At 70.8% G+C, this 26738-nt stretch carries 19 protein-coding genes; 10 read left to right on the top strand and 9 right to left on the bottom strand.

The features are described from left to right. Positions 1-2: 2 nt before the first annotated feature. The 3 genes from AC3RJ6_RS11015 to AC3RJ6_RS11005 form a co-directional block, all read right to left on the bottom strand. The gene (locus tag AC3RJ6_RS11015) at positions 3-317 is read right to left on the bottom strand and encodes a hypothetical protein (protein ID WP_491427088.1); all 315 of its coding nucleotides are present in this window, start codon (positions 315-317) and stop codon (positions 3-5) included. Between the two features lie 69 nt (positions 318-386). Then, entirely contained in the window at positions 387-1067 is a 681-nt protein-coding gene (locus tag AC3RJ6_RS11010; RefSeq protein WP_491427087.1) for a winged helix-turn-helix domain-containing protein, read from the bottom strand. Further along, positions 1064-2389, bottom strand: coding sequence for a sensor histidine kinase (locus tag AC3RJ6_RS11005; RefSeq protein WP_491427086.1), 1326 nt, complete (start codon positions 2387-2389; stop codon positions 1064-1066). Before AC3RJ6_RS11005 ends, AC3RJ6_RS11010 begins: the two co-directional genes overlap by 4 nt. A 189-nt stretch (positions 2390-2578) precedes the next feature. On the opposite strand from AC3RJ6_RS11005, the gene phoU reads away from it, so the two are divergent. Next, the gene (gene phoU, locus AC3RJ6_RS11000) at positions 2579-3238 is read left to right on the top strand and encodes a phosphate signaling complex protein PhoU (RefSeq protein ID WP_244853047.1); all 660 of its coding nucleotides are present in this window, start codon (positions 2579-2581) and stop codon (positions 3236-3238) included. Between the two features lie 73 nt (positions 3239-3311). On the opposite strand, the gene AC3RJ6_RS10995 is transcribed toward phoU, so the two are convergent. Beyond that, complete coding sequence (locus AC3RJ6_RS10995; RefSeq protein WP_491427085.1) at positions 3312-4058, bottom strand: phosphoglyceromutase; 747 nt, start codon at positions 4056-4058, stop codon at positions 3312-3314. Between the two features lie 129 nt (positions 4059-4187). Between AC3RJ6_RS10995 and AC3RJ6_RS10990 the strand changes: the two genes are divergently transcribed. Then, positions 4188-5039, top strand: a complete 852-nt coding sequence (locus AC3RJ6_RS10990) for a class I SAM-dependent methyltransferase (protein WP_491427084.1) — start codon at positions 4188-4190, stop codon at positions 5037-5039. 224 nt (positions 5040-5263) lie between these two features. Beyond that, positions 5264-11356 carry a ThuA domain-containing protein gene (locus tag AC3RJ6_RS10985; protein ID WP_491427083.1) on the top strand — a complete coding sequence of 2031 codons (6093 nt, stop codon included), beginning with the start codon at positions 5264-5266 and terminating at the stop codon, positions 11354-11356. Positions 11357-11467: 111 nt separating this feature from the next. On the opposite strand, the gene ygfZ is transcribed toward AC3RJ6_RS10985, so the two are convergent. From ygfZ to AC3RJ6_RS10970, 3 genes are all read right to left on the bottom strand, one after another. Continuing rightward, the gene (gene ygfZ / locus AC3RJ6_RS10980; RefSeq protein ID WP_491427082.1) at positions 11468-12625 is read right to left on the bottom strand and encodes a CAF17-like 4Fe-4S cluster assembly/insertion protein YgfZ; all 1158 of its coding nucleotides are present in this window, start codon (positions 12623-12625) and stop codon (positions 11468-11470) included. Beyond that, on the bottom strand, positions 12625-13233 hold the full coding sequence (locus tag AC3RJ6_RS10975; protein WP_491427169.1) for a nitrobindin family protein: 609 nt from the start codon (positions 13231-13233) through the stop codon (positions 12625-12627). The genes ygfZ and AC3RJ6_RS10975 overlap by 1 nt, the downstream gene beginning before the upstream one ends. Before the next feature lie 146 nt (positions 13234-13379). After that, a complete protein-coding gene (locus AC3RJ6_RS10970; RefSeq protein WP_491427081.1) occupies positions 13380-13694 on the bottom strand; it encodes a hypothetical protein in 315 nt (104 codons plus the stop codon). A gap of 76 nt (positions 13695-13770) precedes the next feature. Here AC3RJ6_RS10970 and AC3RJ6_RS10965 point away from each other — a divergent pair, with 76 nt between their 5' ends. From AC3RJ6_RS10965 to pstB, 7 genes are all read left to right on the top strand, one after another. Further along, entirely contained in the window at positions 13771-14457 is a 687-nt protein-coding gene (locus tag AC3RJ6_RS10965; protein WP_491427080.1) for a response regulator transcription factor, read from the top strand. Positions 14458-14502: 45 nt separating this feature from the next. Beyond that, entirely contained in the window at positions 14503-16710 is a 2208-nt protein-coding gene (locus AC3RJ6_RS10960; protein WP_491427079.1) for an RNA degradosome polyphosphate kinase, read from the top strand. After that, positions 16707-17642, top strand: coding sequence for an NUDIX hydrolase (locus AC3RJ6_RS10955; protein WP_491427078.1), 936 nt, complete (start codon positions 16707-16709; stop codon positions 17640-17642). Before AC3RJ6_RS10960 ends, AC3RJ6_RS10955 begins: the two co-directional genes overlap by 4 nt. Before the next feature lie 138 nt (positions 17643-17780). Continuing rightward, on the top strand, positions 17781-18875 hold the full coding sequence (pstS, locus tag AC3RJ6_RS10950; protein ID WP_491427077.1) for a phosphate ABC transporter substrate-binding protein PstS: 1095 nt from the start codon (positions 17781-17783) through the stop codon (positions 18873-18875). Between the two features lie 119 nt (positions 18876-18994). Beyond that, entirely contained in the window at positions 18995-19936 is a 942-nt protein-coding gene (gene pstC, locus AC3RJ6_RS10945; RefSeq protein WP_491427076.1) for a phosphate ABC transporter permease subunit PstC, read from the top strand. Continuing rightward, complete coding sequence (gene pstA, locus AC3RJ6_RS10940; RefSeq protein ID WP_491427075.1) at positions 19936-21042, top strand: phosphate ABC transporter permease PstA; 1107 nt, start codon at positions 19936-19938, stop codon at positions 21040-21042. The genes pstC and pstA overlap by 1 nt, the downstream gene beginning before the upstream one ends. A gap of 67 nt (positions 21043-21109) precedes the next feature. Further along, positions 21110-21889, top strand: coding sequence for a phosphate ABC transporter ATP-binding protein PstB (gene pstB / locus AC3RJ6_RS10935; RefSeq protein WP_491427074.1), 780 nt, complete (start codon positions 21110-21112; stop codon positions 21887-21889). A 74-nt stretch (positions 21890-21963) separates the two neighbouring features. Here the strand turns inward: pstB and AC3RJ6_RS10930 are convergent, their stop codons facing one another. Further along, entirely contained in the window at positions 21964-23835 is a 1872-nt protein-coding gene (locus AC3RJ6_RS10930; RefSeq protein WP_491427073.1) for a glycosyl hydrolase family 18 protein, read from the bottom strand. Positions 23836-24039: 204 nt separating this feature from the next. Beyond that, entirely contained in the window at positions 24040-26619 is a 2580-nt protein-coding gene (locus AC3RJ6_RS10925) for a glycosyl hydrolase family 18 protein (RefSeq protein WP_491427072.1), read from the bottom strand. Between the last annotated feature and the right edge of the window lie 119 nt (positions 26620-26738).

Here is a 26738-nt window from a genome sequence, read left to right as displayed (position 1 = left end):
CCTCAGCCGGAGACGGCGCCCAGGAAGCCGATCACGAACATCACCGTCGCGGTGACCGCGGCGGCGAAGCAGATGCCGATGCCGACGAACGCCGGCCATTTCGGCCCCGGGCGGAAGATCGCGACGATCGACAGCACGAGCGCGACGATGAGCAGCGCTCCGCCGAGGAACTCGAGGAGGATGCTCGGGGTGGCCACGCCGATGAGCGCGAGCACCCCCAGCCCCGCGCCGAGATAGCCGAGCACGTTGTGACGGGCCGGCACGCCGTCGGCGCTCGCCGGTGCCGCGGGGGTGGCCGGGATCGGGTTCGGAGTCATGCCTCGATCGTGGCACACGAGTCCCCCGAACGGGGGCGGTTGCGGGACCGGGCGCGGAAGGCCGGGGTCTCAGGCCTCGAACCGGTAGCCGAGGCCGCGCACCGTGACGAGCTGCACGGGCTCGGAGGGCTGCGTCTCGATCTTCGAGCGGATGCGCTTGATGTGCACGTCGAGCGTCTTGGTGTCGCCGAAGTAGTCGGAGCCCCACACCCGGTCGATGAGCTGGCCGCGGGTGAGCACGCGGCCGGGGTTGCGCATGAGCAGCTCGAGCAGCTCGAACTCCTTGAGCGGCATGGGCACCTGCACGCCGTCGACCTCGACCGTGTGCCGGTCGACGTCCATGCGCACCCGGCCGCCCTCGAGCACCGACTCGTCGAAGTCCTCGATCTCGGTGCGCCGGCGCAGCACGGCCCGGATGCGGGCGAGGAGCTCTCGCGTCTTGTACGGCTTCGTCACGTAGTCGTCGGCGCCGAGCTCGAGGCCCACGACGATGTCGATCTCGGAGTCCTTCGCGGTGAGCATGATGATCGGCACCGACGAGCGGTTGCGGAGCTCCCGGCAGACCTCGGTGCCCGGGAGCCCCGGCAGCATGAGGTCGAGCAGGACGAGGTCGGCTCCCCCGCGGTCGAACGCGGCGATCGCCGTGGGGCCGTCGGCCGCCACCTCGACCTCGTAGCCCTCGCGCTCGAGCAGGAAGCTCAGCGGGTCGGAGAGGGCGATCTCGTCCTCGACGAGCAGGATGCGGGTCACTGGGGTTCTCCTCGGTCGGATGCTGCGACCTTCGCAGCGCGTCGGCTCGTGCCAGCGGCATCCGCCTTCGGGATCTTCGACGACTCGGACGCCGGGGACGTCTTCGGCGCCTTCGAGGGCTTGCCGCCCTTCGACGACTTCGACGACTTCGTGGCCGGCTTCGCCGTCGGCTCCTCGCGCGCCGCGGCGGCGGCCGGCGCCTCGTCGGCGATCGGCAGCGTGATCATGAAGGTCGACCCGCGGCCGGGCTGCGACCACACGCGCACGTCGCCGCCGTGGTTCTGCACCGTGTGCTTGACGATGCTGAGCCCGAGGCCCGAGCCGCCCGTGTTGCGCGAGCGGGCCTGGTCGACCCGGTAGAACCGCTCGAACACGCGATCGAGCTCGTCGGCGTCGATGCCGATGCCCTGGTCGGTGACCGCGATCTCGACCGAGCCGTCGACGATCTTGGTGCCGACGCCGACCCGCCCGCCCTCGTTCGAGTAGGCGATCGCGTTCGCCACGAGGTTGTGCACGGCCACGACCATGAGCGCCCGGTCGCCGTAGACCTTCGCGCCCGTGGCCGCCTTCACCGCGACCTCGACCTGCTTGCCGCCCGCGACGACGCGGTTCTGGTCGACGGCCGCCGCGACGACCTCGTCGACGTCGACGAGCACGTCGGGGCGGAGGGCGTCCTTCGCCTGCAGCCGGGAGAGCTCGATGACCTCGCTCGTGATGTGGGCGAGCCGGGTCGCCTCGATCGAGAGCCGGCCCGCGAAGCGGCGCACCTGGTCGGGCTCGTCGGCCGCCTGGTCGAGCGCCTCGGCGAGCAGGCTCACGGAGGCGATGGGCGTCTTGAGCTCGTGGCTGATGTTCGCGACGAAGTCGCGGCGCACCTCGTCGAGGCGATACGACTCGGTGCGGTCCTCGGCGAGGAGCAGCACGAACCGCGTGCCGAGGCGGGCGACCCGCACCCGGAGGCGCATCGTGGCGTCGCCCTGGGGCGAACGCGCGACCGCGAGTTCCTCGGCCACGGGCTCGCCCGACCGTCGCACCGCCGCGACGAGCTCGAGGAGCTCGGGATGCACGAGCGCCTGGTGGCGCACGAGCCCCATCGCGAGCGCGCCGGGCGAGGCGCGCAGCACGTTGTTCGACGGATCGAGCACGACGCCCGCGGATTCCAGCACCTCGAGCACCTGGTCGACGCCGTCGGGGATCGTCGGCGCGACGACCTTCGCGGCACTCGACCCGCGGCGCTCGGCCATGTGCAGCACGATCATGAAGGCGGCCCCGAGGAAGAGGCCGAAGGCGAGCGCCGTGAGCACTGCCCAGGTGGAATCCATGGCACCAGACTAACGACGCCGCACGCGCCGTTTCCGCCCGCTCCCCCGGCGGCTGGCGGTACGTTGGGGAGTGTTCACGGACCCGGCACCTGTTGTTCACCTGCGCCGGGGAAGATGACGCGGAGCCGGAATCGACCCGGCCCGTTCGTGCTGTGCGCGCGGCCGATGAGAGACAGAGGTATCCCGAACATGCGTGAGGTGTTCCAGCAGGAGCTGGCCGAGGTGCAGGAGCGACTCGTCGAGATCGCCGACCTCGTCGCCGTTTCGATCGACAAGGCGACCCGGGCGTTCAACGAGTCCGACGTCAGCCTGGCCGAGGAGGTGATCGCCGACGACGACAAGATCGACCAGGCGGCCGTCGAGCTCGACGAGCTCGCGATCACGATCCTGGCCCGCCAGCAGCCCGTCGCCCGCGACCTGCGCATCGTCGTGAGCGCCCTTCGCGTGAGCGCGTCGCTCGAGCGCATGGGCGACATGTCGACCCACATCTCGCAGCTCGCCCGCTACCGGTTCCCCGACAAGGTCGTGCCGAAGTCGCTGCGCCCGACCTTCGCCGAGATGGGCCGGCTCGACGTCGAGATCGCGCGCAAGCTCGTCGAGCTGCTGCGCACGGAGGACGTGCACCTCGCCGAGGAGATCCGCAACGAGGACGACAAGGTCGACGCGCTGCACCTCTCGGTGTTCGACAAGGTGCTCGGCGAGAAGTGGAAGGGCGAGACCGTCGACACGGTCGACGCGACGCTCGCGAGCCGGTACCACGAGCGCTTCGCCGACCACGCCGTGTCGATCGCGAAGAAGGTGCAGTACCTCGCGACCGGCGACTGGGACCCGGAGAAGTCCGCGCTCTGAGGCGCGAAGCAGACATGAAACGAGGGGGATGCCGGTGCGGCATCCCCCTCGTTCGTCTCGACGCGGCTCGCGCCTACTTCTTGCCCTGCGCGGCGACCGCGGCCGCACCCGCCGCCGCTGCCTCGGGGTCGAGGTACTCGGCCGGCTTCGCCGGGCGGAAGTCGTCGTCGAGCTCGTAGACCAGCGGGATGCCGGTCGGGATGTTGAGCTCGGCGATGTCGTCGTCGCTGATGCCGTCGAGGTGCTTCACGAGCGCACGCAGCGAGTTGCCGTGGGCGGTGACGAGCACCGTCCTGCCGGCGGCGAGGTCGGGCACGATGCCCTCCTCCCAGTACGGCAGCATGCGGGCGATCACGTCTTTCAGGCACTCGGTGCGCGGCAGCTCGTCGTCGCTGAGCGACGCGTAGCGCGGGTCGCCGACCTGCGACCACTCGGAGTCGTCGCCGAGCACGGGCGGCGGCACGTCGAACGATCGGCGCCAGAGCTGGAACTGCTCGGGGCCGTACTTCTCGAGCGTCTCGGCCTTGTCGAGCCCCTGCAGCGCGCCGTAGTGGCGCTCGTTGAGACGCCACGTGCGGCGCACGTCGATCCACGCGCGGTCGGCGACGTCGAGCGCGATGTTCGCGGTCTGGATCGCCCGGGTCAGCACCGAGGTGTGCAGCACGTCGGGCAGCAGGCCCGACTCGCGCAGCAGCTCGCCGGCGCGCGCGGCCTCGGTGCGGCCGAGCTCGGAGAGTCGCACGTCGACCCAACCGGTGAACAGGTTCTTCTGGTTCCATTCGCTGTTGCCGTGGCGGAGCAGCACGAGGGTGTGAGGCATGCGAACAGCCTACCGGCGGGGCATCCGCGCCCCCGTCTCGTGACGGGCGATGACCGGGGATGCCGCGGCCGGCGCCGCGCGGAGGTCCGCCTCGTCGAGCGCGCGGGCGTCGCCTGCGAGACTGGAGGCATGCCCGACGCCTCGCCCCACCCACGGCGCCTGCGTCCCGGGCAGCGCGTCGGCACGGTGACCCGCGGCACGACGAACACGAACCGGCTCCGCCGCGTCGATCGCTGGATCGCCGCGCACCCCGCCCTCGTGCGCGCGCCCGATCCGTTCGTCGTCGATCTCGGCTACGGTGCGAGCGGCGTGACGGCGCTCGAACTCGCCTCGCGACTCGCGCACGTGCGGCCCGACGTGCACGTGCTCGGCCTCGAGATCGAGCCCGAGCGGGTGCGGGTGGCGCGCGAGCAGCTCGCGCGGGTGCGGGCCGGCGACACCCACTTCGCCCCCGGCCTCGACGTCGACTTCGCGGTCGGCGGCTTCGAGGTGCCGACGCCCGGCGACCGCCGGCCGGCCGTGATCCGCGCGTTCAACGTCCTGCGGCAGTACGGCGAGTCCGACGTCGACGGCGCATGGCGGCTCATGCGGTCGCGGCTGGCACCCGGCGGCCTCCTCGTCGAGGGCACGTGCGACGAGCTCGGCCGGGTCGCGAGCTGGGTCGGCCTGGGGGCCGAGGGTCCGCGCACGTTCACGATCAGCCTGCGCCGCTCGGGCCTCGAGACGCCGTCGATCGTGGCCGAGCGGCTGCCGAAGGCGCTCATCCACCGCAACGTGCCCGGCGAGCGGATCCACGAGCTGCTCGCGACGCTCGACGCCGCCTGGCGCGTGCACGCGCCGCTCGCGGTCTACGGACCCTCGCAGCGATGGATCGCCATGGTGGCGACCCTGCGCCACGAGGGCTGGCCCGTCATCGGCGGCCCCCGCCGCAGCCGGCTGGGCGAGCTCACCGTGCCGTGGGCCGCCGTCGCGCCGCGCTGATCCGGGTGATGAAACCCCCCGTTCAGGGGCCTTTTCAGGGGCCCTTCCGAATGGCGAGTTCTGCGTGCCATCGCACATTACGAATGCGGTCGATTTTCGTAAGGAGACGACGATCCTCCATCTTTTGCTTGACGAACGGCAAAAGTCTCCCTAGGTTCAGGACCGGGCTCGCACTCGATTCGTGATGGTTCGCGTGTCCAGCATTCGAAACCAACGGAGGTCTCATGCTGTCGAAGTTGCACCACGTCCTCGCCCGGCTCCTCGCCGGAGCGGTCACCGCGATCCTCGCCGCCGGCGTGATCACGGCCACCGCCGCCCCCGCACAGGCCCACGACGGCGCCCATGTGCTGATCTTCACCAAGACGACGCAGTTCCGGCACACCGACGCGATCGACAAGGGCACGCCGCTCATCACGGCCGCGCTCGAGGCCGAGGGCATGGAGGTGACGCACACGGAGGACTCGACGATCTTCAACGACACCGACCTCGCGGGCTTCGATGCGCTCATCATGTTCCAGGCCTCCGGCGACCCGTGGAACGCCGACCAGAAGGCGGCGCTCGAGCGCTACCAGGAGGCCGGCGGCGGCATCGTCGCGATCCACAACGCGACCGACATGCGCGGCAACTACCCCTGGTGGGACCAGCTCGTCGGCTCGCTCATGCCCGGGCACGCGGCGACCGGCACCGACCCCGGCCAGCCGGGCACGGTGCGCATCGAGGACGACACGCACCCCTCCACGGAGCACTTCGACGGCGCGCGCTGGGAGCGGTCGGACGAGTGGTACAACTTCTCGAACAACGTGCGCGGCACGGCGCACGTGCTCGCGTCGATGGACGAGTCGACCTACGACGCCGGGTCGAACGCGATGGGCTACGACCACCCGATCTCGTGGTGCAAGCCCTACGACGGCGGCCGCGCCTGGGCGACCGCCATGGGGCACTTCGGCTCGCACTACCTCGAGCCCGACTTCATGGCCCACATCGTCGGCGGCGTCAAGTACGCCGCGGGCATCGAGCCCGGCGACTGCGGCGGCACCGTCTGGAACAACTTCGAGAAGGTCGCGCTCGACGAGAACACGTCGGCGCCGTTCGCGATGGACATCGCCGACGACGGCCGGGTGTTCTACACCGAGCTCGTGCGCGGCCAGGTGCGCGTGTGGGACCCGGCGACGAACAACGTCACGACCGCCCTCGAGCTCGACGTGTACTCGGGCGGCGAGGACGGCCTGCTCGGCATCGCCCTCGACCCCGACTTCACCGACAACGGGCGCCTCTACGTCTACCGGTCGCCCGACGCGCCCGACAACGCCGACCCGTCGAGCTTCTTCAGCCGCGTCTCGCGGTTCACCATGGAGAACGGCGTGATCGACCCGGCCACCGAGGAGCTCATCATCGAGGTGCCCGCCCGGCGCCTGCCCGACGAGCCCGGCCACACGGGCGGCGGGCTCGACTTCGACGCCGACGGCAACCTGTACCTCAGCGTCGGCGACGACGTGAACCCGCACTCCGAGCCGTCGGGCGGCTACGCGCCGCTCTCGACCCGCGACGGCACCTTCCACGATGCGCGCGCGACCTCGGCCAACACGAACGACCTGCGCGGCAAGCTCCTCCGGATCACGCCGAAGCCCGACGGCCCCGGCTACACGATCCCCGAGGGCAACCTCTTCCCCGAGGCCGACGACCCGGGCGACAAGACCCGTCCCGAGATCTACGCGATGGGCTTCCGCAACCCGTTCCGCTTCTCGGTCGACCAGCGCACCGGGTGGATCAGCCTCGCCGACTACTCGCCCGACAACGGCACCGACGCCCCGACGACGCGCGGCCCCGCCGGCATCGCCGAGTGGAACCTCATCAAGAGCCCCGGCAACTACGGCTGGCCGCTCTGCATGGGCGACAACGAGCCCTTCCGCGACGTCGACTACACGACGAGCCCGGTGACCGTCGGCGACTTCTTCGACTGCGACGCGCCGATCAACGACTCGCCGCGCAACACGGGCCTCACCGAACTGCCCGCGGCCCGCGCGGCCGACATGTGGTACGGCTACAAGCGGTCGTCGGTGCCCGAGATGATCCCCCAGGGCGGCGGACTCGCCCCCATGGGCGGACCGGTCTACGAGTACGACCCCGACCTCGTGTCCGACACGAAGTTCCCGGCGTCGTACGACGGCAAGCCCTTCTTCTACGAGTGGGCGCGCAACAAGATGTACTCGATCCAGCTCAAGGATCCGGCCGCCGGCGCCGGCTCGCAGGTCGAGAAGGTCAACGCCTTCCTGCCGCAGGAGCAGTTCCTCGCGCCGATCGACTCGAAGTTCGGCCCCGACGGATCGCTCTACGTGCTCGACTGGGGCGGCGGCTTCGGGCGCGACAACCCGAACTCCGGGCTCCACCGCATCGACTACATCCAGGGCTCCCGCTCGCCCATCGCGAAGATCTCGGTCGACCGCGACTCGGGCCCGGCACCGCTCGAGGTCTCGTTCGACGGCTCGGCCTCGACCGATCCCGAGGACGCCGCGCTCGCGTACGCGTGGGACTTCGACGGCGACGGCACGACCGACGCGACGACCGCGACGGCGACCCATGCCTACGCGGAGGCCGGGGTCTACGACGCGCGCCTCACGGTGACCGACCCCGACGGCAAGACCGGCACGACCACCGTGCCGATCACCGTCGGCAACACCCGGCCGAGCGTCGGCATCTCGCTGCCCCCGAACGGCGCCTTCTTCGACTTCGGCGACGACCTGTCGTGGGCGGCGCAGGTGACCGACCCCGAGGACGGCACCGTCGACGGGTCGGAGCTCATCATCCAGCCGGCGCTCGGGCACGACGACCACGCCCACCCGCTGACTCCGCTCAGCGGCCTGACGGGGACGACGGAGACGAGCCTCGGCGGGCACGCGCCCGACGAGGACATCTTCTTCGCGATCGACGCGCGCTACACCGACCACGGCGGCGAGGGCGGCGAGAATCCGCTCACGGGCTCGGCGACGACGCTCGTGTTCCCGAAGCTCAAGCAGGCGGAGTTCTTCGACAGCGCGGCGCCCGGCGTCACCGTGTCGCCGAGCCGCGACACGGAGGGCGGCGAGGCCGACAAGGTGATCGCGGCCGGCGACGGCGAGTGGGTGCACTACGACCCCGTCAGCTTCCACCGCGTCGACCGGCTCGCGCTCCGGGTCTCGGCGACCGCGGCCGGTTCGATCGAGCTGCGCGACGGCGCCGTCGACGGCGCGCTGCTCGCGACCGCCGAGGTGCCGGCGACCGGGTCGACGACGTTCGCCGACGTGGTCGTCGACGTGAGCGCGCTGCCCGGCGACTCGCTCGACCTCTACCTCGTGTTCCGCGGAGGCGAGACGAAGCTCAACTTCCTCGAGGCGATCGGCCGCGGCTCCTCGCCGACGTCGGCGCCCGACGTCGCGATCACCGCCCCGACCGCGGGCGCCGAGCTCGAGCCCGGGCAGGACGTCGTGATCGAGGCCGACGCGACCGACCCGTACAACGCCGACGGCGCCGTCACCGGGGTCGAGTTCTTCGTCGACGGCGAGTCGATCGGCACCGACGACAGCGCACCGTACTCGGCGACGCTCGCGGCTCCTGAGGAGGGGCTCTACGAGCTCACCGCCGTCGCGACGAACGAGGCGGGCAAGTCACGCACCTCGCGCACCGTCGTCGCCCAGGTCGGCGAGCTCTTCGGCGACCTCGTGCCGTTCACGAACGCCGACGGGGTGTTCGAACGCCTCGGCGACGGGCGCTTCCGGATCACGGGAGCGGGCGACGACACGTGGCAGGGCATCGACGAGTACTCGACGCTCTACGCGCCCGCCGGCGGTGACGAGGACTGGGAGGCGGTCGTGAAGGTCGAGGCCCAGCAGAACACCAACGGCTCGGCCAAGGCGGGCGTCATCGTCCGCAACGACGTGACGCAGCCCGGCACCTCCCCCGGCTACGCGATGGTCGGCATCCGGCCGTCGGGCGGCGTCGAGTTCCTCGCGGACCCCGACGGCAACGGCCAGCTCAACACCTCGGTGGCGGGCGGCACGACGAGCTACCCCGTCTGGGTGAAGCTCAAGCGGTCGGATGCCTCGTACACGGCGTACTTCTCGAAGAACGGCACGACATGGACGCAGGTGGGCGGAGCCGTCACCCTGACGGGCGCGGCGAGCACGCAGGACGTCGGCATGTTCATGGTGTCGCACGCGAGCGGTCCCGGAACGGTCGACTTCGCGGACTTCGCGATCGACACCGATCCGAAGGACCCCGAGCCCGAGCTGCCGCTCGAGCCGCTCATGTGCGAGGGGGCACCGCTCTCCGACGAGTTCGACGGCCCCGTGGTCGCGGCGTCGTGGGCACTGCGCCAGGGCACCGTGCCGGTCACGCAGTCGGCGGGCGCACTCAACCTGCCGGTGACGACGGGTGACATCAACGAGGCGTCGACGGGGCCCGTGAGCTTCGCGGGCAAGCCGCTGCCGACCGGTGCGTGGGAGGCGACGACGAAGCTCACGCTCGCGCACACCTCGCACTGGCAGTGGGCCGGCCTCGTGGTGCACCAGAGCGATGACGAGTACAACAAGCTCGCCTTCGTCAGGCACCAGAACGGCAACCGGTTCATCGAGTTCCAGAGCGAGACGGGCGGTTCGCGGACGACCGCAGCGGCCCCGACGCTGCCGGCCGACTTCCCGACGACGATCCACCTCAAGCTCACGAGCGACGGCACCGCCCTCACGGGCGCGTACTCCGCCGACGGCACGACGTGGACCCCGCTCTCGGGCAGCCTCCAGCTCAAGGCGAACGCGCGCATCGGCATCATGGCGGCCGGCGACCTCGGCAGCACGCCGGTCGTCGCGAAGGCCGACTGGTTCCGGTTCGCACCGGAGCCCGAGGCCGGCGAGCCGGTGACGCCGAACGACGGCTTCGACGGCGCGACGCTCGACGGCTGCCGCTGGTCGGAGACCGTGCGCTACGACTCGAACCACGTGGAGGTCGCCGACGGCCACCTGAAGATCGAGACGCAGCCGGGCGACATCAACGGCACGAACCCCATCTCGCCGCGCAACTTCATCCTCACCGAGGCGCCCGAGGGCGACTGGGTGGCGACGACGAGGTTCACGGCGCCGCTCAAGCACCGCTGGCAGCTCGCCGGGCTGATGATGTGGGCCGACGACGACAACTACGTCAAGGCCGATGTCGTCGCCTACAACAACCCGGGCACGGCGCTCGACCTGCGCGCGGAGCTCGCGGGCGAGGTCGACGCCCTGGGCATCGGCAACCGCAACCTGAACATCGCGGACTCGAGCGAGAGCGGGTACTGGTACATCCGCGTCACCAAGGCGGGCGACCTGTACACGGCCGAGGTGAGCGACGGCGGGGTCAACTGGACGTCGATCGGCGCCGGCATCACCTTCGACCGGCCGCTGCGCGGGCTCGGCCTCATGGCCATCGGCCCGCAGCAGGGGGAGCCCGTCGTCGTCGGCTTCGACTCGTTCACGCTCGAGACCGAGCAGGAGGACACGACGGCCCCGACGACGTCGCTCACGTGGGATCCCGCGGAGGCCGACGGCGAGGAGGGCTGGTACACGACCGCACCGAGCTTCTCGCTCGAGGCGACCGACGGCGACGGCTCGGGGGTCGCGACCACCGAGTACGCGATCGGCGACGGCGAGTGGACGGCCTACACGGAGCCGGTCGCGGTGACCGGTGAGGGCGAGGCGACGGTGGCCTTCCGGTCGACCGACGCCGCGGGCAACGTCGAGGAGGCCGGTTCGTCGACCATCGCGGTCGACACGATCGCCCCGGTCACGACGGCCACGGTCGAAGCGGCGGGCGACGACGCGCGGGTCACGCTGACCGCGACCGACGACACCTCGGGCACGGCCGGCACCGAGTACCGGGTCGACGGCGGCGAATGGACCGCGTACGCGGAGCCGATCGTCGTGACCGGCGCGGGCGACCACACCGTCGACTACCGTTCGGTCGACACCGCGGGCAATGCCGAGGACGACCAGACGGCGCGGCTCACGATCGACGAGCCGATCCCGGTCGAGCTGAAGGTGTCGGCGACGGCCGCCACCCAGTGCCTCGCCGGCACCGCACAGGTCGCGGTGTACGCGGCGAACACGGGCAACGCCCCGGCCGACCTCGTGATCTCGACGCCGTGGGGCGACCACGAGATCGCCGACGTGGCGGCGGGCTCGGCGGTCTACCACCTGTTCGACACGGGCGCCGCGAAACTCAAGAAGGGAACGCTCACGGTGACGCTCCGTCACGCCGACGGCGAGCACGAAGCCAAGGCCCGAGCCGCCTACGCCCAGGCGAACTGCAGGTAGTCGCAGGACGGCGGCCCCGGCGCTTCGGCGCCGGGGCCGCCGTCATGCGTGCGCGCTCGGTGCCGTGCGTCGGTCAGGTCGGGAGGTGCGTCGCACCCGGTGGGCGACGCGTCAGGGCTTGCGCACGCCGAGGCGCGGCAGGCGCGGCACCTCGACGGCGGCACCTGCGGCGGCCGGCACGATCTCGACCTGCGCGGCCGCGACTTCGACGCCGTGGCTCTCGACGATGAGCGGCAGGTCGGCCGGAACGGCGCGCTTCACGACGGCGAGCGCGATCGGGCCGAGCTCGTGGTGCATCGCGCTCGAGGTGATGCGGCCGACGACCTTGCGCTCGGGCTCCTCGCCCTCGGCCGGCTCGGGCCGCGCCTTCTCGCCGACCACCTCGTCGCCGGGCGCGGGCAGCACCGTGTCGCTGCCGTCGAGGTGCAGCAGCACCAGCCGGCGCGGCGGGCGGCCGAGGTTGAGCACCTTCGCCACCGTCTCCTGGCCCTTGTAGCAGCCCTTGCCGAGGTCGACGGCGCTGCGAAGCCAGTCGAGCTCGTGCGGGATCGTCTTCTCGTCGACCTCGGTCGCGAACCGCGGACGCCACGCGGCGATGCGCAGCGCTTCTGCGGCGAGCGCACCGGCTGCGGCGACCCGGCGCGCGCGCACCGCCGCGGCGGCGTCGGCGAGCGCGCCGCGGGCGACGATGCGCTCGATCCAGTGCCAGTCGGCGGCGGGATGGCCGGCCGCCGCGGCGTACTGGTGGCCGCCCGGCCGGGGTGCCGCCCACGGGTCGGTCCAGTCGAGCGCCACCCCCGCGGGGGCGAAGGCGGATGCCGCGGCGTCGAGCGCCTCGGTCGAGAATGCGGCGATCACGGCGAGCTCGGCGCTGCGGTCGGCGACCTCGACGCGGAGCATGAAGCGCATGCGGTCGAGCCAGGCGGCCAGGGCCGCCGCCTCGTCGCCCTCGACCACGAGGAAGACCGTCTCGCCGTCGTCGATCGCGTGGACCGCGTGCTCGACGTGCCCCGCCGCATCGAGCAGGAGCGCCTCGATGCCCTCGCCGGGGCGCACCCCCGTGAACGACTGGCTCGCCATCGAGTGCAGCCAGCTGAGCCGGTCGGGCCCGGCCACCGTCACGATGCCGCGGTCGGAGAGGTCGACGATCGCCTCGCCGCGCTCGAGGCGGCGCTGCTCGATCATGGGCTCGCCGTAGTGCCCGGCCACGGCCGGCGACGCCTCGAGCGCGACCGCGCCGGGCAGCGCCAGGAACGGCGAACCGGTCATCAGTCGACCTTCGCGAGGCGGGCCGACGCGTGGGTGCGGAGGTCCTGCCCGAGGGCGGCGATGTCCCAGGCCCAGAGCAGGTGGCCCTCGACGAGTCCGTAGAGCCGGGTGGCGGCGGCGTAGTCCTTCGCGCCCGCCGAACGCATGACGGCATCGGTCGCGAGGTCGATGCGCGGCCCCTTGACCTGGCCGAGGTAGAGCTCGGAGACGCCGCCGGGGTGCACGATCGAGACCTCGAGGTCGAACCCGCCGTCGGCGTTGCGCAGCTGCTCGACCGCGTCGGCGTCGCCGTAGCGCGGCTCGCCGACGGCCGGCAGCATCGCGGGCCCCGGGTCGCCGTCGCCCTGCTCGCGCGCGAGCCGCCAGTATCCCGTCTCGGTGGCGAGCGGTGTCGGCTCGCCGCCCTCTTCGGCGGGGAAGAGCCACGTGTACGAGGTGTAGTTGAGGTGCGGCAGGCCGTCGTGGCTGAAGCTCACGCGCTGCCCGAACTCATGGGTGACCGACTCGTCGCCGACCTTGTAGTCGATGACGCCCGAGCCCTCCCACACGCCGAGCAGCCACGAGAGGGGCACGAGCTCGGCGGGAAGGTCGACGGGCAGCTCGATCATCGCCACGACGTCACCGGTGCCTAGCGCTGGCCCTTGAAGAGCTTGTAGACGACGACGCCGCTGATCCACGCGATCGCGAGGCTCGCGAGGCCGAGCAGGCCGATGAAGAGGAGTTCGAGGGCGAGCAGCTCAGACATGCCTCGAGTCTAGCCCGCGGCGACGGGCGCGACGATCGCGGCCGCGATGCCGACCACGACCACGGCGCCGGCGATCGAGGCGGAGACCCGCCGCACGAAGCCCGCGGGGCGCCTGGTCGCGAGCTGCACGACGAGCGTGCCGAGCACGGCCACGGCGAGCACGACGCCGAGCGCGCCGTAGACGCCGAGCCACGAGTCATCCTCGAACCAGGCGTCGAGCCCGCCGAACGCGAGCCCGGCGACGATCGCGCAACCGACGACGGCGACCGCCCAGATCAGCACGATGCCCGGCCATCCGGCACGGGTCTCGGTCTCGTCGGTCATTCCGCTCCGTTCGCTTCGCGGGGCGGCCCCGGCCGTCCCGTAGTATTGACCGCACCTTACTACTGGAGGGTGTGGCGTGGCGCAGCTGCTCATTCTGACGCCGGCGGCCGACGACGTTCTCCCGGCGCTCGCACTCCTGACGCATCGCGTGCGGGTGATCCCCGCGTCGCCCGAGCGCCTCGTCAACGCGCCCGACGCCGAACTCGTGCTGCTCGACGCCCGCTCCAACCTCGCCGGGGCGAAGGCGCTCGCGCAGATTCTGAAGACCACGGGGCTCTCGGCGCCGCTCGTGCTCGTCGTCACCGAGGGCGGCCTCACCGCCGTCTCGCCCGACTGGGGCGTCGACGACGTCGTGCTCGAGGGGGCGGGCCCGGCCGAGGTCGACGCGCGCATCCGCCTCGCGATCGGGCGGGCGCAGCAGAACCAGCCGTCCGAGCGCATCCAGACCTCGGGCGTCGTCATCGACGAGGCGAGCTACTCGGCGAAGGTGCACGGCAAGCCGCTCGACCTCACCTACAAGGAGTTCGAGCTGCTGCGGTTCCTCGCAGCCCACCCGTCGCGCGTGTTCACCCGCGAGCAGCTGCTCAGCGAGGTGTGGGGCTACGACTACTTCGGCGGCACCCGCACCGTCGACGTGCACGTGCGGCGGCTGCGCGCGAAGCTCGGCGACCTCGAGAGCCTCATCGGCACGGTGCGCAACGTCGGCTACCGCTTCAACGTGCACGAGGAGTTCGACGAGGGCGCACCCGTCACCGCGCGTTGACCCGGTGCTCATCGCCGCGAAACCCCTGCGTGCCATGATGAGTGGATGAGCCCCGACAGCATCCTCGAGGACGACCGCATGTCGGATCGCACGGCGAGCGATTTCGACGACGACTTCGAACCGCTCGACATCGAGGGCGCGCCCGAGCTGCCGGCCGAGCGCTACCTCGACCGCGAGCTCAGCTGGCTCGCGTTCAACCAGCGCGTGCTCGAGCTCGCCGAGGACCCGACCGTGCCCGTGCTCGAGCGCGCGAACTTCCTCGCGATCTTCGCGTCGAACCTCGACGAGTTCTTCATGGTGCGCGTCGCGGGACTGAAGCGCCGCATCATGACGGGGCTCGCGGTGCCGACGAACGTGGGCCGCGCCCCGGTCGACGTGCTGAGCGACATCTCGCGCATGGCGCACGAGCTGCAGGAGCGGCACGCGACCGCCTACCAGGAGCTCGTGAAGCCCGCCCTCGCCGACGCCGGCATCCGCATCGCGACGTGGACGGAGCTCGGCGACGACGAGCGCGCCCACCTGCACGACTACTTCTCCTCGCAGATCTTCCCCGTGCTCATGCCGCTCGCGGTCGACCCGGCGCACCCGTTCCCGTACATCTCCGGGCTGTCGCTCAACCTCTCGGTGCGCGTGCGCAACAGCCGCACCGGCCGGCAGGAGTTCGCCCGCGTGAAGGTGCCGCAGATGCTGCCCCGCTTCGTGCGGGTCGACCCCGACGAGTCGGTCGAGGACGCGCGGTACATCACCCTCGAGGACCTCATCGCCAACCACCTCGGCGACCTCTTCCCCGGCATGGAGATCGTGGAGCACCACGTGTTCCGCGTCACCCGCAACGAAGACGTCGAGATCGAGGAGGACGAGACCGAGAACCTCATCAAGGCGCTCGAGAAGGAGCTGCTGCGCCGCCGGTTCGGCCCGCCCATCCGGCTCGAGGTCACCGACGACATGGACGAGGTGACGCTCGGCCTCCTCGTGCGCGAGCTCGACGTCACCGAGCAGGAGGTGTACCGGCTGCCCGCGCCGCTCGACCTCGGCGGGCTGTTCGACCTCGCCCGGCTCGACCGCCCCGAGCTGCACTACCCCACCCACGTGCCGACCACGGCCGTGCAGCTGCAGCCGACCGAGTCGAACCTGCGCGCCGACGTCTTCAAGGCCGTCTCCCGCCAGGACGTGCTGCTCCACCACCCCTACGAGTCGTTCGCGACGAGCGTGCAGGCCTTCCTCGAACAGGCCGCGGCCGACCCCGACGTGCTCGCCATCAAGCAGACGCTCTACCGCACCTCGGGCGACAGCCCGATCGTCGAGGCCCTCATCGACGCCGCCGAGGCCGGCAAGCAGGTGCTCGCGCTCGTCGAGATCAAGGCGCGCTTCGACGAGCAGGCGAACATCACGTGGGCGCGCAAGCTCGAGAAGGCGGGCGTGCACGTCGTCTACGGCCTCGTGGGCCTCAAGACCCACTGCAAGCTCGCCCTCGTGATCCGCCAGGAGAAGGGCGTGCTGCGGCACTACAGCCACATCGGCACAGGCAACTACAACCCGAAGACGAGCCGCATCTACGAGGACCTCGGCCTGCTGACGGCCGACGACCAGGTCGGCAAAGACCTGACGCGCCTCTTCAACGAGCTGAGCGGCTACGCGATCGAGAAGAAGTTCAAGCGCCTGCTCGTCGCCCCGCTGCACCTGCGCAAGGGACTCCTGAAGCTCATCGCGACCGAGATCCGCAATGCCGAGGCGGGACGGCCCAGCGGCATCCGCATCAAGGTGAACTCGATGGTCGACGAGGCCATCATCGACGCGCTCTACCGCGCCTCGAACGCGGGCGTGCCGGTCGAGGTGTGGGTGCGCGGCATCTGCAGCCTGCGGCCCGGCATCCCCGGGCTCAGCGAGAACATCCGGGTGCGCTCGATCCTCGGGCGCTACCTCGAGCACTCGCGCATCTTCTCGTTCGCGAACGACGGCGACCCGCAGGTCTACATCGGCTCGGCCGACATGATGCACCGCAACCTCGACCGACGCGTCGAGGCGCTCGTGCGGCTCACCGACCCGGCGCACCTGGCCGAGATCGAGCACGTCTTCGACCAGGCGATGGATCCCTCGACGAGCTCGTGGCACCTCGACGGCGACGGCGTCTGGACACGCCGATCCGTCGATGAGGAGGGCCGCCCGCTCACCGACCTGCAGAATGGCCTCATGCTCGAGATCGCACAGCGCACGCGCTCCGGCCAGCGCAGCCGATCGGGGTCCCGCCGGTGACGACGGCCGTCTACGCCGCCGGTGCCGTCTGCTGGCGGCACCTCGACGGCAAGCTGCACGTGCTCGTCATCCACCGCACCGTGTACGGCGACGTCACCATCCCGAAGGGCAAGGTCGATCCGGGCGAGTCGCTGCCGCAGACCGCGGTGCGCGAGATCGAAGAGGAGACGGGCCTCGCCGTCGACCTCGGCGTGCCGCTCGGCGTCTCGCGGTACCCGCTGCCGTCGGGGCGCGAGAAGATCGTGCACTACTGGGCCGCCGAGGTCAGCGAGAAGGCCGTGCAGCGCTCGACGTTCAAGCCGAACGCCGAGGTCGCCGCGCTCGAGTGGGTCACGCCCAAGCGCGCGCGCGGCTACCTCACCTACGAGCCCGACGTCGAGATCCTCGACAACTTCACGGCGCTCGTCGAGCAGGGCGTCACCGAGACGTTCAGCATCACCGTGCTGCGACACGGCAAGGCCGTCGGGCGCGGCGCGTTCGAGGGGCCGGATGCCTCGCGGCCGCTGAGCGCGCGCGGTGTCGACCAGGCCGCCGGGCTCGTCGACACCCTCACCGCGTGGGGGCCGAGGCGCATCGTGTCGAGCCCGGCCGTGCGGTGCGTCACGACCGTGACGCCGCTCGCCGCGGCCACCGGCATCGAGATCAAGCGCGACGCGGGCATCAGCCAGGACGCCTGGGAGGCCGGCGACGGCGAGGTCCGCCGGGTCGTCGGCAAGCGCGTTCGCGCGGGCAAGTCCGCCGTCATCTGCAGCCACGGACCCCTGCTGCCCGACATCATGCGCGAGCTCGCGCTCGCGACCGGCACGCCGCTCGGCACCTACGCGACCGATGCGGCCGAGCTCGAACCCGGCGCGTTCAGCGTCGTGCACCTGTCGGCCACGAACCAGGGATCCGGCATCATCTCGATCGAGACGCACGCGCCGCGCGCCTGACTTCCGCGGAATCACGCGCCCGAATCCGTTCACCTCCCGTTCACCGACGTGGCGGAAGCTCGTAAGGCGCACTGATTAGCGTCGCAGGCGGGTCGGCACCGACCCGGACCTGCAATCGAACCCCGGAAGGGACTTCACGTGAACTTCAAGCGTTTCGGCGTGCCCGCCGTCGTCGCCGTCACCGCGGCGCTCGCGCTCAGCTCCTGCGCAGCCAACGAAGGCGGTGGCAGCGCCACCCCCGAAGAGACCGCCTCGAGCCTCTCGGGCACGATCGACGCGGCCGGCGCCTCGTCGCAGGGCTCGGCCCAGGAGGCGTGGGTCGCCGCGTTCCAGACCGCCAACCCCGACGTCACCATCAACTACGACCCCTCGGGCTCGGGTGCGGGCCGCGAGGCCTTCATCGCCGGCGGCGTCGACTTCGCCGGCAGCGACTCGTACCTGAAGGACGAGGAGCTCGCGGGCGAGTTCGCCGCGTGCGCCCCCGACACGAAGGCGATCGACCTGCCGGTCTACATCTCGCCGATCGCGGTCATCTTCAACGTCGAGGGCGTCGACGAGCTCAACCTCGACTCGGCCACGCTCGCCAAGATCTTCAAGGGCGACATCACGAAGTGGAACGACCCGGCGATCGCCGCGCTCAACGAGGGCGCCGCCCTCCCCGACGCGAACATCACCGCCGTGCACCGCTCGGACGACTCGGGCACGACGAAGAACTTCGCCGACTACCTCAACAAGACGGCCGGCGACGTGTGGGCCGAGGAGCCGAGCGACACCTTCCCGTACCAGACCGGTGAGGGCGCCCAGGGCACCTCGGGCGTCGTCGAGGCCGTCACGAACGGCGTCAACACGATCGGCTACGCCGACGCGTCGCGCGCCGGCGACCTCGGCGTCGCGAAGATCAAGGTGGGCGACGAGTTCGTCGGCTACACGCCCGAGGCGGCCGCCGCGGTCGTCGCCGAGTCGCCGCTCGTCGAGGGCCGCGAGGCGAACGACCTCGCGATCGCGCTCGACCGCACCACGACCGACCCGACGCACTACCCGCTCGTGCTCGTGAGCTACGCGATCGTCTGCCAGGAGTACGCCGACGCCGCGCAGGGCGAGCTCGTGAAGAGCTACGTCTCGTACCTCGCCAGCGAGGAGGGCCAGTCCCTCTCCGCCGAGCAGGCCGGTTCCGCGCCGCTCTCGACCGAGCTGAGCGAGCAGGTCCAGGCCGCGCTCGAGACGGTCAAGTAGTCCGACGCCCGCCCGGCCTGATCATCGCCCCGCAGGGTGTCCGATCGGGCCGGGCGGGCCCGGTGCGCGAGCCGGGCTCGCGCCATTCCCATTCGCACGAACCAGGAAGACCCCGCCCCATGACGGCCCCCGAGGCATCCACCATCACCGCCAAGCAGCGCCCCGGCGATCGCGTCTTCTCGACCGCCGCGCTCGTGGCGGGCGTGCTCATCCTGGTCACCCTCGCGGCCGTCGCGATCTTCCTCGTCGCGCAGTCGCTGCCCGCGTTCACCGCGGTCTCCGACGAGTTCAAGGGCGACGCCGAGAACTTCTGGCAGTACGTCGGGCCGCTCGTGTTCGGCACGATCTGGGCCGCGGCGCTCGCCCTCATCATGGCCGTGCCGCTCTCGCTCGGCATCGCCCTCTTCATCTCGCACTACGCCCCGCGCAAGCTCGCCCAGGGGCTCGGCTACATCATCGACCTGCTCGCCGCCGTGCCCTCGGTCGTCTTCGGCCTCTGGGGCATCACGGTGCTCGCCCCGGCCGTGCAGCCGTTCTACACGACGCTCACCGAGTGGTTCGGCTGGTTCCCGCTCTTCGCACCGCCCGTCTCGGGCACCGGACGCACGATCCTCACCGTCGCCATCGTGCTCGCCGTCATGATCCTGCCGATCGTCACCGCGCTCTGCCGCGAGATCTTCCTGCAGACCCCCGTGCTCCACGAGGAGGCCGCGCTCGCGCTCGGCGCGACCCGCTGGGAGATGATCAAGCTCGCCGTGCTGCCCTTCGGCCGGGCGGGCATCATCTCCGCCTCGATGCTCGGCCTCGGCCGTGCCCTCGGCGAGACGATGGTCGTCGCGATGGTGCTCTCGCCGTCGGCGATCATCAGCTTCGCGGTGCTGCAGTCGCAGAACCCGACGACGATCGCCGCGAACATCGCGCTCAACTTCCCCGAGGCGCACGACATCGGGGTCAACATCCTCATCGCGACGGGCCTCATGCTCTTCACGATCACGCTCGCCGTCAACATGGTCGCCCGCTACATCGTCGACCGCCGCAAGGAATTCTCGGGAGCCAACTGATGAGTCTCACCGCCACTCCCCCGCAGGCGCCGGTCACGCAGACCGGCATCTCCAACTCGCTCACCGCGGGCAAGCTCCCGAAGTACGCCTCCGTCTACGTGCTCGTCGGCGCACTCGCCGTCACGAGCGCGATCTTCGGCCTCATCGCGATCTCGAGCGGCGAGCTGTTCGACATCGCGGGCGCCGTGTTCTGGGGCGTCGTGCTGTACACGGCCTCGATCTGGCTGATCTCGCGACTCGTCGAAGGCTCGCGCAAGGCCGCCGACCGGTTCGTGACGGCGCTCGTCGCGACGGCGTTCACGATCGCACTGCTGCCGCTCATCTCGGTCGCCTTCACGACCATCGTCAACGGCCTGCCGCGGTTCGACATCGACTTCTTCACGCAGTCGATGCGCAACGTCGTCGGCGAGGGCGGCGGTGCGCTGCACGCGATCATGGGCACGCTGCTCATCACGGGCATGGCCGCGCTCATCTCGGTGCCGGTCGGCCTGCTCACCGCGATCTACCTCGTCGAGTACGGCCGCGGCAAGCTCAAGCACGGCATCACCTTCTTCGTCGACGTCATGACCGGCATCCCCTCGATCGTGGCCGGCCTGTTCGCCTTCGCGCTCTTCGCGCTCGTGACCGACGACCCCGGCGTGCGCATGGGCTTCGGCGGCGCCGTCGCGCTCTCGGTGCTCATGATCCCCGTGGTCGTGCGCTCGAGCGAGGAAATGCTGAAGCTCGTGCCGAACGACCTCCGCGAGGCCTCGTACGCACTCGGCGTGCCGAAGTGGCTCACGATCCTCAAGGTCGTGCTGCCCACCTCGATCGCCGGCATCATCACGGGCATCATGATCGCGGTCGCCCGCGTCATCGGCGAGACCGCGCCGCTGCTCATCATCGCGGGCTTCACGACGAGCATGAACTACAACCTGTTCGCCGACCGAATGATGACGTTGCCGGTGTTCGTCTACACGCAGTACATGAACCAGGGCAACCCGCCCGAGGCGTACATCGAGCGCGCCTGGGCCGGCGCGCTCACGCTCATCCTCATCGTCGCCCTGCTGAACGTCATCGCCCGCATCATCGCGAAGGCATTCTCGCCCAAGACCGGCCGCCGCTGAGCGCCGGAGCCCGCACCGGCGACCGCACAGACCCGTACCGACCCCCGTACAGAGAGAAGCACCACTCGTGTCCAAGCGCATCGAGGTCGAGGACCTCAACGTCTACTACGGCAACTTCCGCGCCGTCGAGGGCATCACGCTCGAGATCGAGCCCCGCACGGTGACCGCGTTCATCGGCCCCTCGGGCTGCGGCAAGTCGACCTTCCTCCGCACCCTCAACCGCATGCACGAGGTCATCCCCGGCGCGCGCGTCGAGGGCAAGGTGCTCGTCGACGGCAACGACCTCTACGGCCCCGGCGTCGACCCGGTGCTCGTGCGCCGGCAGGTCGGCATGGTGTTCCAGCGCCCGAACCCGTTCCCGACGATGTCGATCAAGGAGAACGTGCTCGCGGGTGTGCGCCTCAACAACAAGCGCATCGCGAAGCAGGACGCCGACGAGCTCGTCGAGCGATCGCTGCGGGGCGCGAACCTGTGGAACGAGGTGAAGGACCGTCTCGACAAGCCCGGCTCGGGCCTCTCGGGCGGCCAGCAGCAGCGTCTCTGCATCGCGCGCGCCATCGCGGTCTCGCCCGAGGTGATCCTCATGGACGAGCCCTGCTCGGCGCTCGACCCGATCTCGACCCTCGCGATCGAGGACCTCATCGAGGAGCTCAAGCAGCAGTACACGATCGTGATCGTGACGCACAACATGCAGCAGGCGTCGCGCGTCAGCGACAAGACCGCGTTCTTCAACATCGCGGGCACCGGCCAGCCGGGCAAGCTCATCGAGTACGCCGACACGACGACGATCTTCTCGAACCCGCAGGTGCAGGCGACCGAGGACTACGTCTCGGGCCGCTTCGGGTGATCGCCGCCTGCTGACGACGAGAACGGATGCCTCGGAGCGACTTCGCTCCGAGGCATCCGTGTCTCATGCCGGGGTCAGCAGGCCTTCACGAGCTCCCACGGGCCCCACTGCTCGGCGCCGGGAACGTTGTTCTGCGTCCACCACTTGGCCCGGTACTCGTTGCCCTGGTAGCTCACGACCTGCCCGCCGGTGTAGGCGGTCGACGCACTCCACGCCGCGGCCGCGCACGTGCCGGGATCGGTCGGATCCGTCGGGTCGGTCGGGTCGGTGGGATCCGTGGGATCGGTCGTGCACGAGCCCACCTCGGCCCAGACCGCGGCGGTGCCGGGCTGCTCGCCCTGCGTCCACCACTTCGCCGAGTACTCCTTGCCGCCGAACGAGACCTTCTGCCCGCCCGTGTAGACGGCGGTCGAGCTCCAGGCGGGCGACGCGCAGGCGCCCGGGTCGGTCGGGTCCGTCGGGTCCGTCGGGTCCGTCGGGTCGGTCGGGTCCGTCGGGTCGGTCGGGTCGGTCGGGTCGGTCGTGCCGACCGGATCGGTGGCGGGGCCGGCCTTCGCCGCGCGCAGCTTGTCGGCGAGGGTGCCGATGAGCGCGCCCTGGCGGTCGCCGTCGAGCTCCCACCACATGCCGCCGCCGAGGCCGAGGTCGGCGATGTACTGCGCCTTGCGCGTCGTCGACTGGGCGTTGTCGTAGCTCCACCACTGGTTGCCGTCGTAGCGCCAGGCCGCGCCGATGGCGGCGTCGTAGTGGTCGGTGCCGAGCGACTTCAGCTTGTCGTAGTCCTCGTTGCCCTTCTCCCACGTGCCGGGGGCGGCGCCCGTCGCCGGGCCCCACGCGTTCACCGAGGTGGCACCCTGCCAGCCTCGACCGTAGGCGGCGAGGCCGATGCCGAGCTGCTTCGGGTCGATGCCGGTCCGCAGGTACTCCTTGACGGCCTTGTCGACGCTGAACTTCTTCGACGCCGGTCGCGTGTCGGCCGGGTCGTCGAAGAGGTTCGCCTGGTGGCCCGTGAGGGCCGGGTCCCACGCACCGTGCAGGTCGTAGCCCTGCACGTTGCCGTAGTCGAGGTACCGGAAGTTCTCGGGGTTGTTCCACCCGCCCGAGGCGATGTCGGCGGGGTTCGCGGGCAGGAACGCCGAGAGCTGGTACGGGTGCCCGTTCTCCGCGCTGAGCGCGTCCAGCTGGGTGCGGAACTCCTTGAGGAGCAGCGTGAAGTTCGCCTTGTCGTTCACCTCGTCGACGTAGTTGCCGACCTCGCCGTTCTGCGAGCCGGGCCATTCCCAGTCGATGTCGATGCCGTCGAAGACGCCCGCCGCAGCACCGGTGCCGCCGCGTCCGTCGATCACGGGCAGGTTGCCGCGCAGGTAGAGGTCGACGCAGCTCTTCACGAACTTCTTGCGCGACGCGTCGGTGGCCGCGGCCTTGGAGAAGTTCTTCGACCAGGTCCAGCCGCCGATCGAGAGCATGACCTTGAGGTTCGGGTGCTTCGCCTTCAACTGCTTGAGCTGGTTGAAGGAGCCCGCGAGCTTCTGGTCCCACGTGTCGGCGACGCCCGCGACCGAGTTCGCGGCGGTGTAGCCCATGCCGAAGTCGGCCCACGCGTCGCCCGCGCCGTCGGAGCCCGTCGGCCCGGTGCCCTGCGCCTTGTTCGCGATGAAGCAGGTCAGGTCCTGGTAGTGGATGTTGCCGAACGCGTAATTGATGTGAGTGAGGTCGTCGGCTGCGCCCGAGGTCTCGAGCTGCTTGACCTGGAACGCCCGGCCGTAGACGCCCCACTGGGCGAAGTAGCCGACGTTGCGGTAGCCGTTGACCGCGCTCGGCGCCTGTTCGGCCGCGACAGCCGGGGCGGCGGCCCCGAACGCGGCGAGCCCGGCGACCATCGCGCCGGTGGCGACGGCGGCGAGCGCTGCGCGCAGGCCCCGTCGCGTGCGTTGCTGATTCTCCATGATGTCCTTCGTCGTGTGGGGAGGCGGACGCACACGGTGCACGCCCTTGGACGCTCTCACGCTAGGGAGGGGTGCGCCGGCTCGGCGTCCGCACGATCCACATGATCCGCGCGTCGATGCTCGGTACGCAGTACTACGTAGGCGGGCACGCCGACGGGCGGGGATTCCGGTCGCCGGAACCCCCGCCCGCGGCATCCGCACCGGTCAGCAGGCCTGCGCGTCGCCCCAGACCGCGGCCGTGCCCGGCGTCTCGCCCTGCGTCCACCACTTCGCGGTGTACTCGGCGCCGCCGTACGAGACGGTCTGGCCGCCCGTGTAGACCGAGCTCGAGCTCCACGCCGCGGCGTCGCACGCGCCGCCGCCGGTGCCGCCGCCCGAGCCGCCGCCCGGCGCCACGACCATCGCCCCGCGGGGCAGGTCGTAGAGCGTCGCGTACGTCTCGGTGCCGATCTTCACCCGCAGGTTCGAGAGCTCGGCCATCGGCAGTCGCCAGCTGAGCTTCGTGTACACGCTGCCGCCGGCTGGGATGCCACCGGCCGGGACCGTGATCGAATACGTGTGGAAGTCGCCCTTCAGCCCGCCGACGTTCGACCCGGTGTGGTCGCTCGAGACCTTCGTGATGCCCCACCCGTTCTGCTCGCCCATCGCGCCCGTGTCGCTCGTCGCGGTGTCGAACGTGATCGTCGAGCCCGCGGGGATCGCGGTCGTCGAGTGGTTCGTGAACGTCACCTTGGGGTTGATCGGGTAGTTGTTGTCGCCGAGCGCGAAGTCGGAGTACCGCACCTGCAGGTCGATCGCCTTCGCGGGCATCGCGACGTTCGCCTTCGCGGCGTCGTACGGCTGCGACGCCGCGAGCCGGTCGTGCAGCAGCGACACGAGCGTCGAGCCCATCTCGTACTGGCCCTTCTGGGCGTTGTACGAGTAGTCGCCCGCGAGCTCCCAGATCATCGCGCCGCCGACGCCGTTGCGCGCGATGTAGTCGGCCTTCGCCGTGATCGCCTGGTCAGCGTCGCCCGAGAGGAAGGTCTTCGTCGTGTCGTTCCACCACCACTCGGTCTTCGTGACCGAGTCGAAGTGGTGCGTGTACGACCCGGTGATCGTCGTCGGCGCGCCGTAGCTCGCCGTGTAGTCGCCGACGACGCCCTGTTGCAGGTTGAGCACGTGCCAGATCGGGTTCGCCCCGGCGCCGACCTCGGCGCCCGACTTGTCGAGGTCGTGCCACAGGTTGTTGATGCCGACCGCGCCGTTGCCGCACTTCGAGGTGCCGCCGAGCGACGGTCCCGTTCCGGGCGGGCACTTCGTCTGGTCGGGCAGCGGTGCCTTGCCGTAGAGGCCGTTCGTGCCACCCTGCACGCCGTCCCAGCCGCGGGTGTAGAACGGCAGGCCGACGTTGATGCGACCCGGCTGCATCGCGCCGCGGAAGTAGTGGTACGCCCAGTCGGTGTTGAGGTAGCCGATGCCGTTGTAGGCACCGTAGACGCCGCCCGCCGCGAGCTCGGGGTCCTTGCCGTCGTCGAAGAGCGGTCCGTTGCCGCCGACGTAGTCGTTCCACGAGCCGTGCAGGTCGTAGCTCATGATGTTGACGTAGTCGAGGTACGGGGTGACCTGGTACATCTCGGCCCCCCGCAGCAGCCAGCCCGAGGCGGGTGCTGCGACCGTGAGCAGGTAGTGCTCGCCGTCGGCGGCGCCGGCGCGGTCGAGCTTCTCGCGGAGCGTCTTCATGAGCGCCTCGTAGCCGGCCCACAGCTTCGCGCGACGCGGCTCCGAGAACGAGAAGTCGTCGGGGCTGCCGGCCTTGCCGTTCGAGTTGGCGTACTCGTAGTCGATGTCGACGCCGTCGAACCCGTAGGTGCGGATGAACTGCACGGCCGAGTCGGCGAATGCGTCGATCTTCGCCTGCGAGTCGGTGAGCGTGTAGAAGCCGCCGTCGGCGACGCGGTCGCCGTTCGCGTCGAAGTGGCCGCCGGTCTCGGCCCAGCCGCCGACCGAGACGAGCGCCTTCACGCCCGGGTTCTGCTGCTTGTACTTCGTGAGCAGGTTGAAATGCCCCTGGTACGGCAGCGACGGGTCCATCTCGGCGCCGGCGACCCCGGGCCACGTCATCTTCGTCGAGGCGTTGCCCGCGACATCCTGATCGACCGAGACCTTGCCCTGCCCGTCGATGTGGGCGAAGGCGTAGTTGATGTGGCTGACCTGCTTCCACGGGATGTCGCTCGCGAGGTACCGCGGCTGGCCGTTCTGGCCCGTGCGCCAGTTGGTGAAGTAGCCGATCACGCGGTGCTCGAGCCCGTTCGGGAGCTTCTCGCGACCCTGCTCGTCGTAGACCGTGCAGTAGGGCACGTTCACGCCGGGCGTCTGGTACAGGCCGTCGGGGCGGCACTTCTCGTCGGGGTTCGTCGTCCACGGGGTGCCGCCCGGGTCGGGCGTCGGGGTCGGAGTGGGCGTCGGGGTCGGGGTGGGCGTCGGGGTGGGCGTCGGCGTCGGCGTCGGCGTCGGCGTCGGCGTCGGGTCGACCGTGCCGCACGCGCCCTGCGCCTCCCACGGGCCCCACTGCTCGGTGCCCGGCACGTTGTTCTGCGTCCACCACTTGGCCTTGTAGTTGACGTTCTGGTACGAGGCGAGCTGGCCGCCCGTGTACGTCGCCGTCGACGACCACGCGGGTTCGCACGCGGTCGTGGCGGCGGTCGCGGCCGTGGCGCCGGCGAACCCGAGGGTGCCGATGAGCGCCAGGCCCGAGACGATCGCGCCCGCGCGGAAGCGGGCACGTGAAGAGAGTGTGCGCATTCGAGTCCTCACTGACTGGGGATGCCGCGGCGGCGGCCGCCCGGCGGCTCGACGCTATCTGCGGGAGGGGTCGAGCGCGTCCGTACGACCCCGCATACGTAGGACTGCGTACGGCGCGT

The sequence above is a fragment of the Agromyces cucurbitae genome (assembly GCF_058349945.1).
The sequence above is the reverse complement of the archived record's forward strand: the minus strand, read 5'-3'. Positions and strand labels throughout refer to the sequence as shown.

Bases quoted from the DNA above. Each gene is read 5' to 3' on its own strand.
- AC3RJ6_RS10960 (WP_491427079.1), top strand. From the start codon at position 14,503: ATGAGCCCCGACAGCATCCTCGAGGACGACCGCATGTCGGATCGCACG.
- pstA (WP_491427075.1), top strand. From the start codon at position 19,936: ATGAGTCTCACCGCCACTCCCCCGCAGGCGCCGGTCACGCAGACCGGC.
- AC3RJ6_RS10970 (WP_491427081.1), bottom strand. From the start codon at position 13,694: ATGACCGACGAGACCGAGACCCGTGCCGGATGGCCGGGCATCGTGCTG.
- ygfZ (WP_491427082.1), bottom strand. From the start codon at position 12,625: ATGACCGGTTCGCCGTTCCTGGCGCTGCCCGGCGCGGTCGCGCTCGAG.
- AC3RJ6_RS10930 (WP_491427073.1), bottom strand. From the start codon at position 23,835: ATGGAGAATCAGCAACGCACGCGACGGGGCCTGCGCGCAGCGCTCGCC.
- AC3RJ6_RS10925 (WP_491427072.1), bottom strand. From the start codon at position 26,619: ATGCGCACACTCTCTTCACGTGCCCGCTTCCGCGCGGGCGCGATCGTC.
- AC3RJ6_RS10975 (WP_491427169.1), bottom strand. From the start codon at position 13,233: ATGATCGAGCTGCCCGTCGACCTTCCCGCCGAGCTCGTGCCCCTCTCG.
- AC3RJ6_RS10995 (WP_491427085.1), bottom strand. From the start codon at position 4,058: ATGCCTCACACCCTCGTGCTGCTCCGCCACGGCAACAGCGAATGGAAC.
- AC3RJ6_RS11015 (WP_491427088.1), bottom strand. From the start codon at position 317: ATGACTCCGAACCCGATCCCGGCCACCCCCGCGGCACCGGCGAGCGCC.
- AC3RJ6_RS10990 (WP_491427084.1), top strand. From the start codon at position 4,188: ATGCCCGACGCCTCGCCCCACCCACGGCGCCTGCGTCCCGGGCAGCGC.
- AC3RJ6_RS10985 (WP_491427083.1), top strand. From the start codon at position 5,264: ATGCTGTCGAAGTTGCACCACGTCCTCGCCCGGCTCCTCGCCGGAGCG.
- AC3RJ6_RS11005 (WP_491427086.1), bottom strand. From the start codon at position 2,389: ATGGATTCCACCTGGGCAGTGCTCACGGCGCTCGCCTTCGGCCTCTTC.
- phoU (WP_244853047.1), top strand. From the start codon at position 2,579: ATGCGTGAGGTGTTCCAGCAGGAGCTGGCCGAGGTGCAGGAGCGACTC.
- pstC (WP_491427076.1), top strand. From the start codon at position 18,995: ATGACGGCCCCCGAGGCATCCACCATCACCGCCAAGCAGCGCCCCGGC.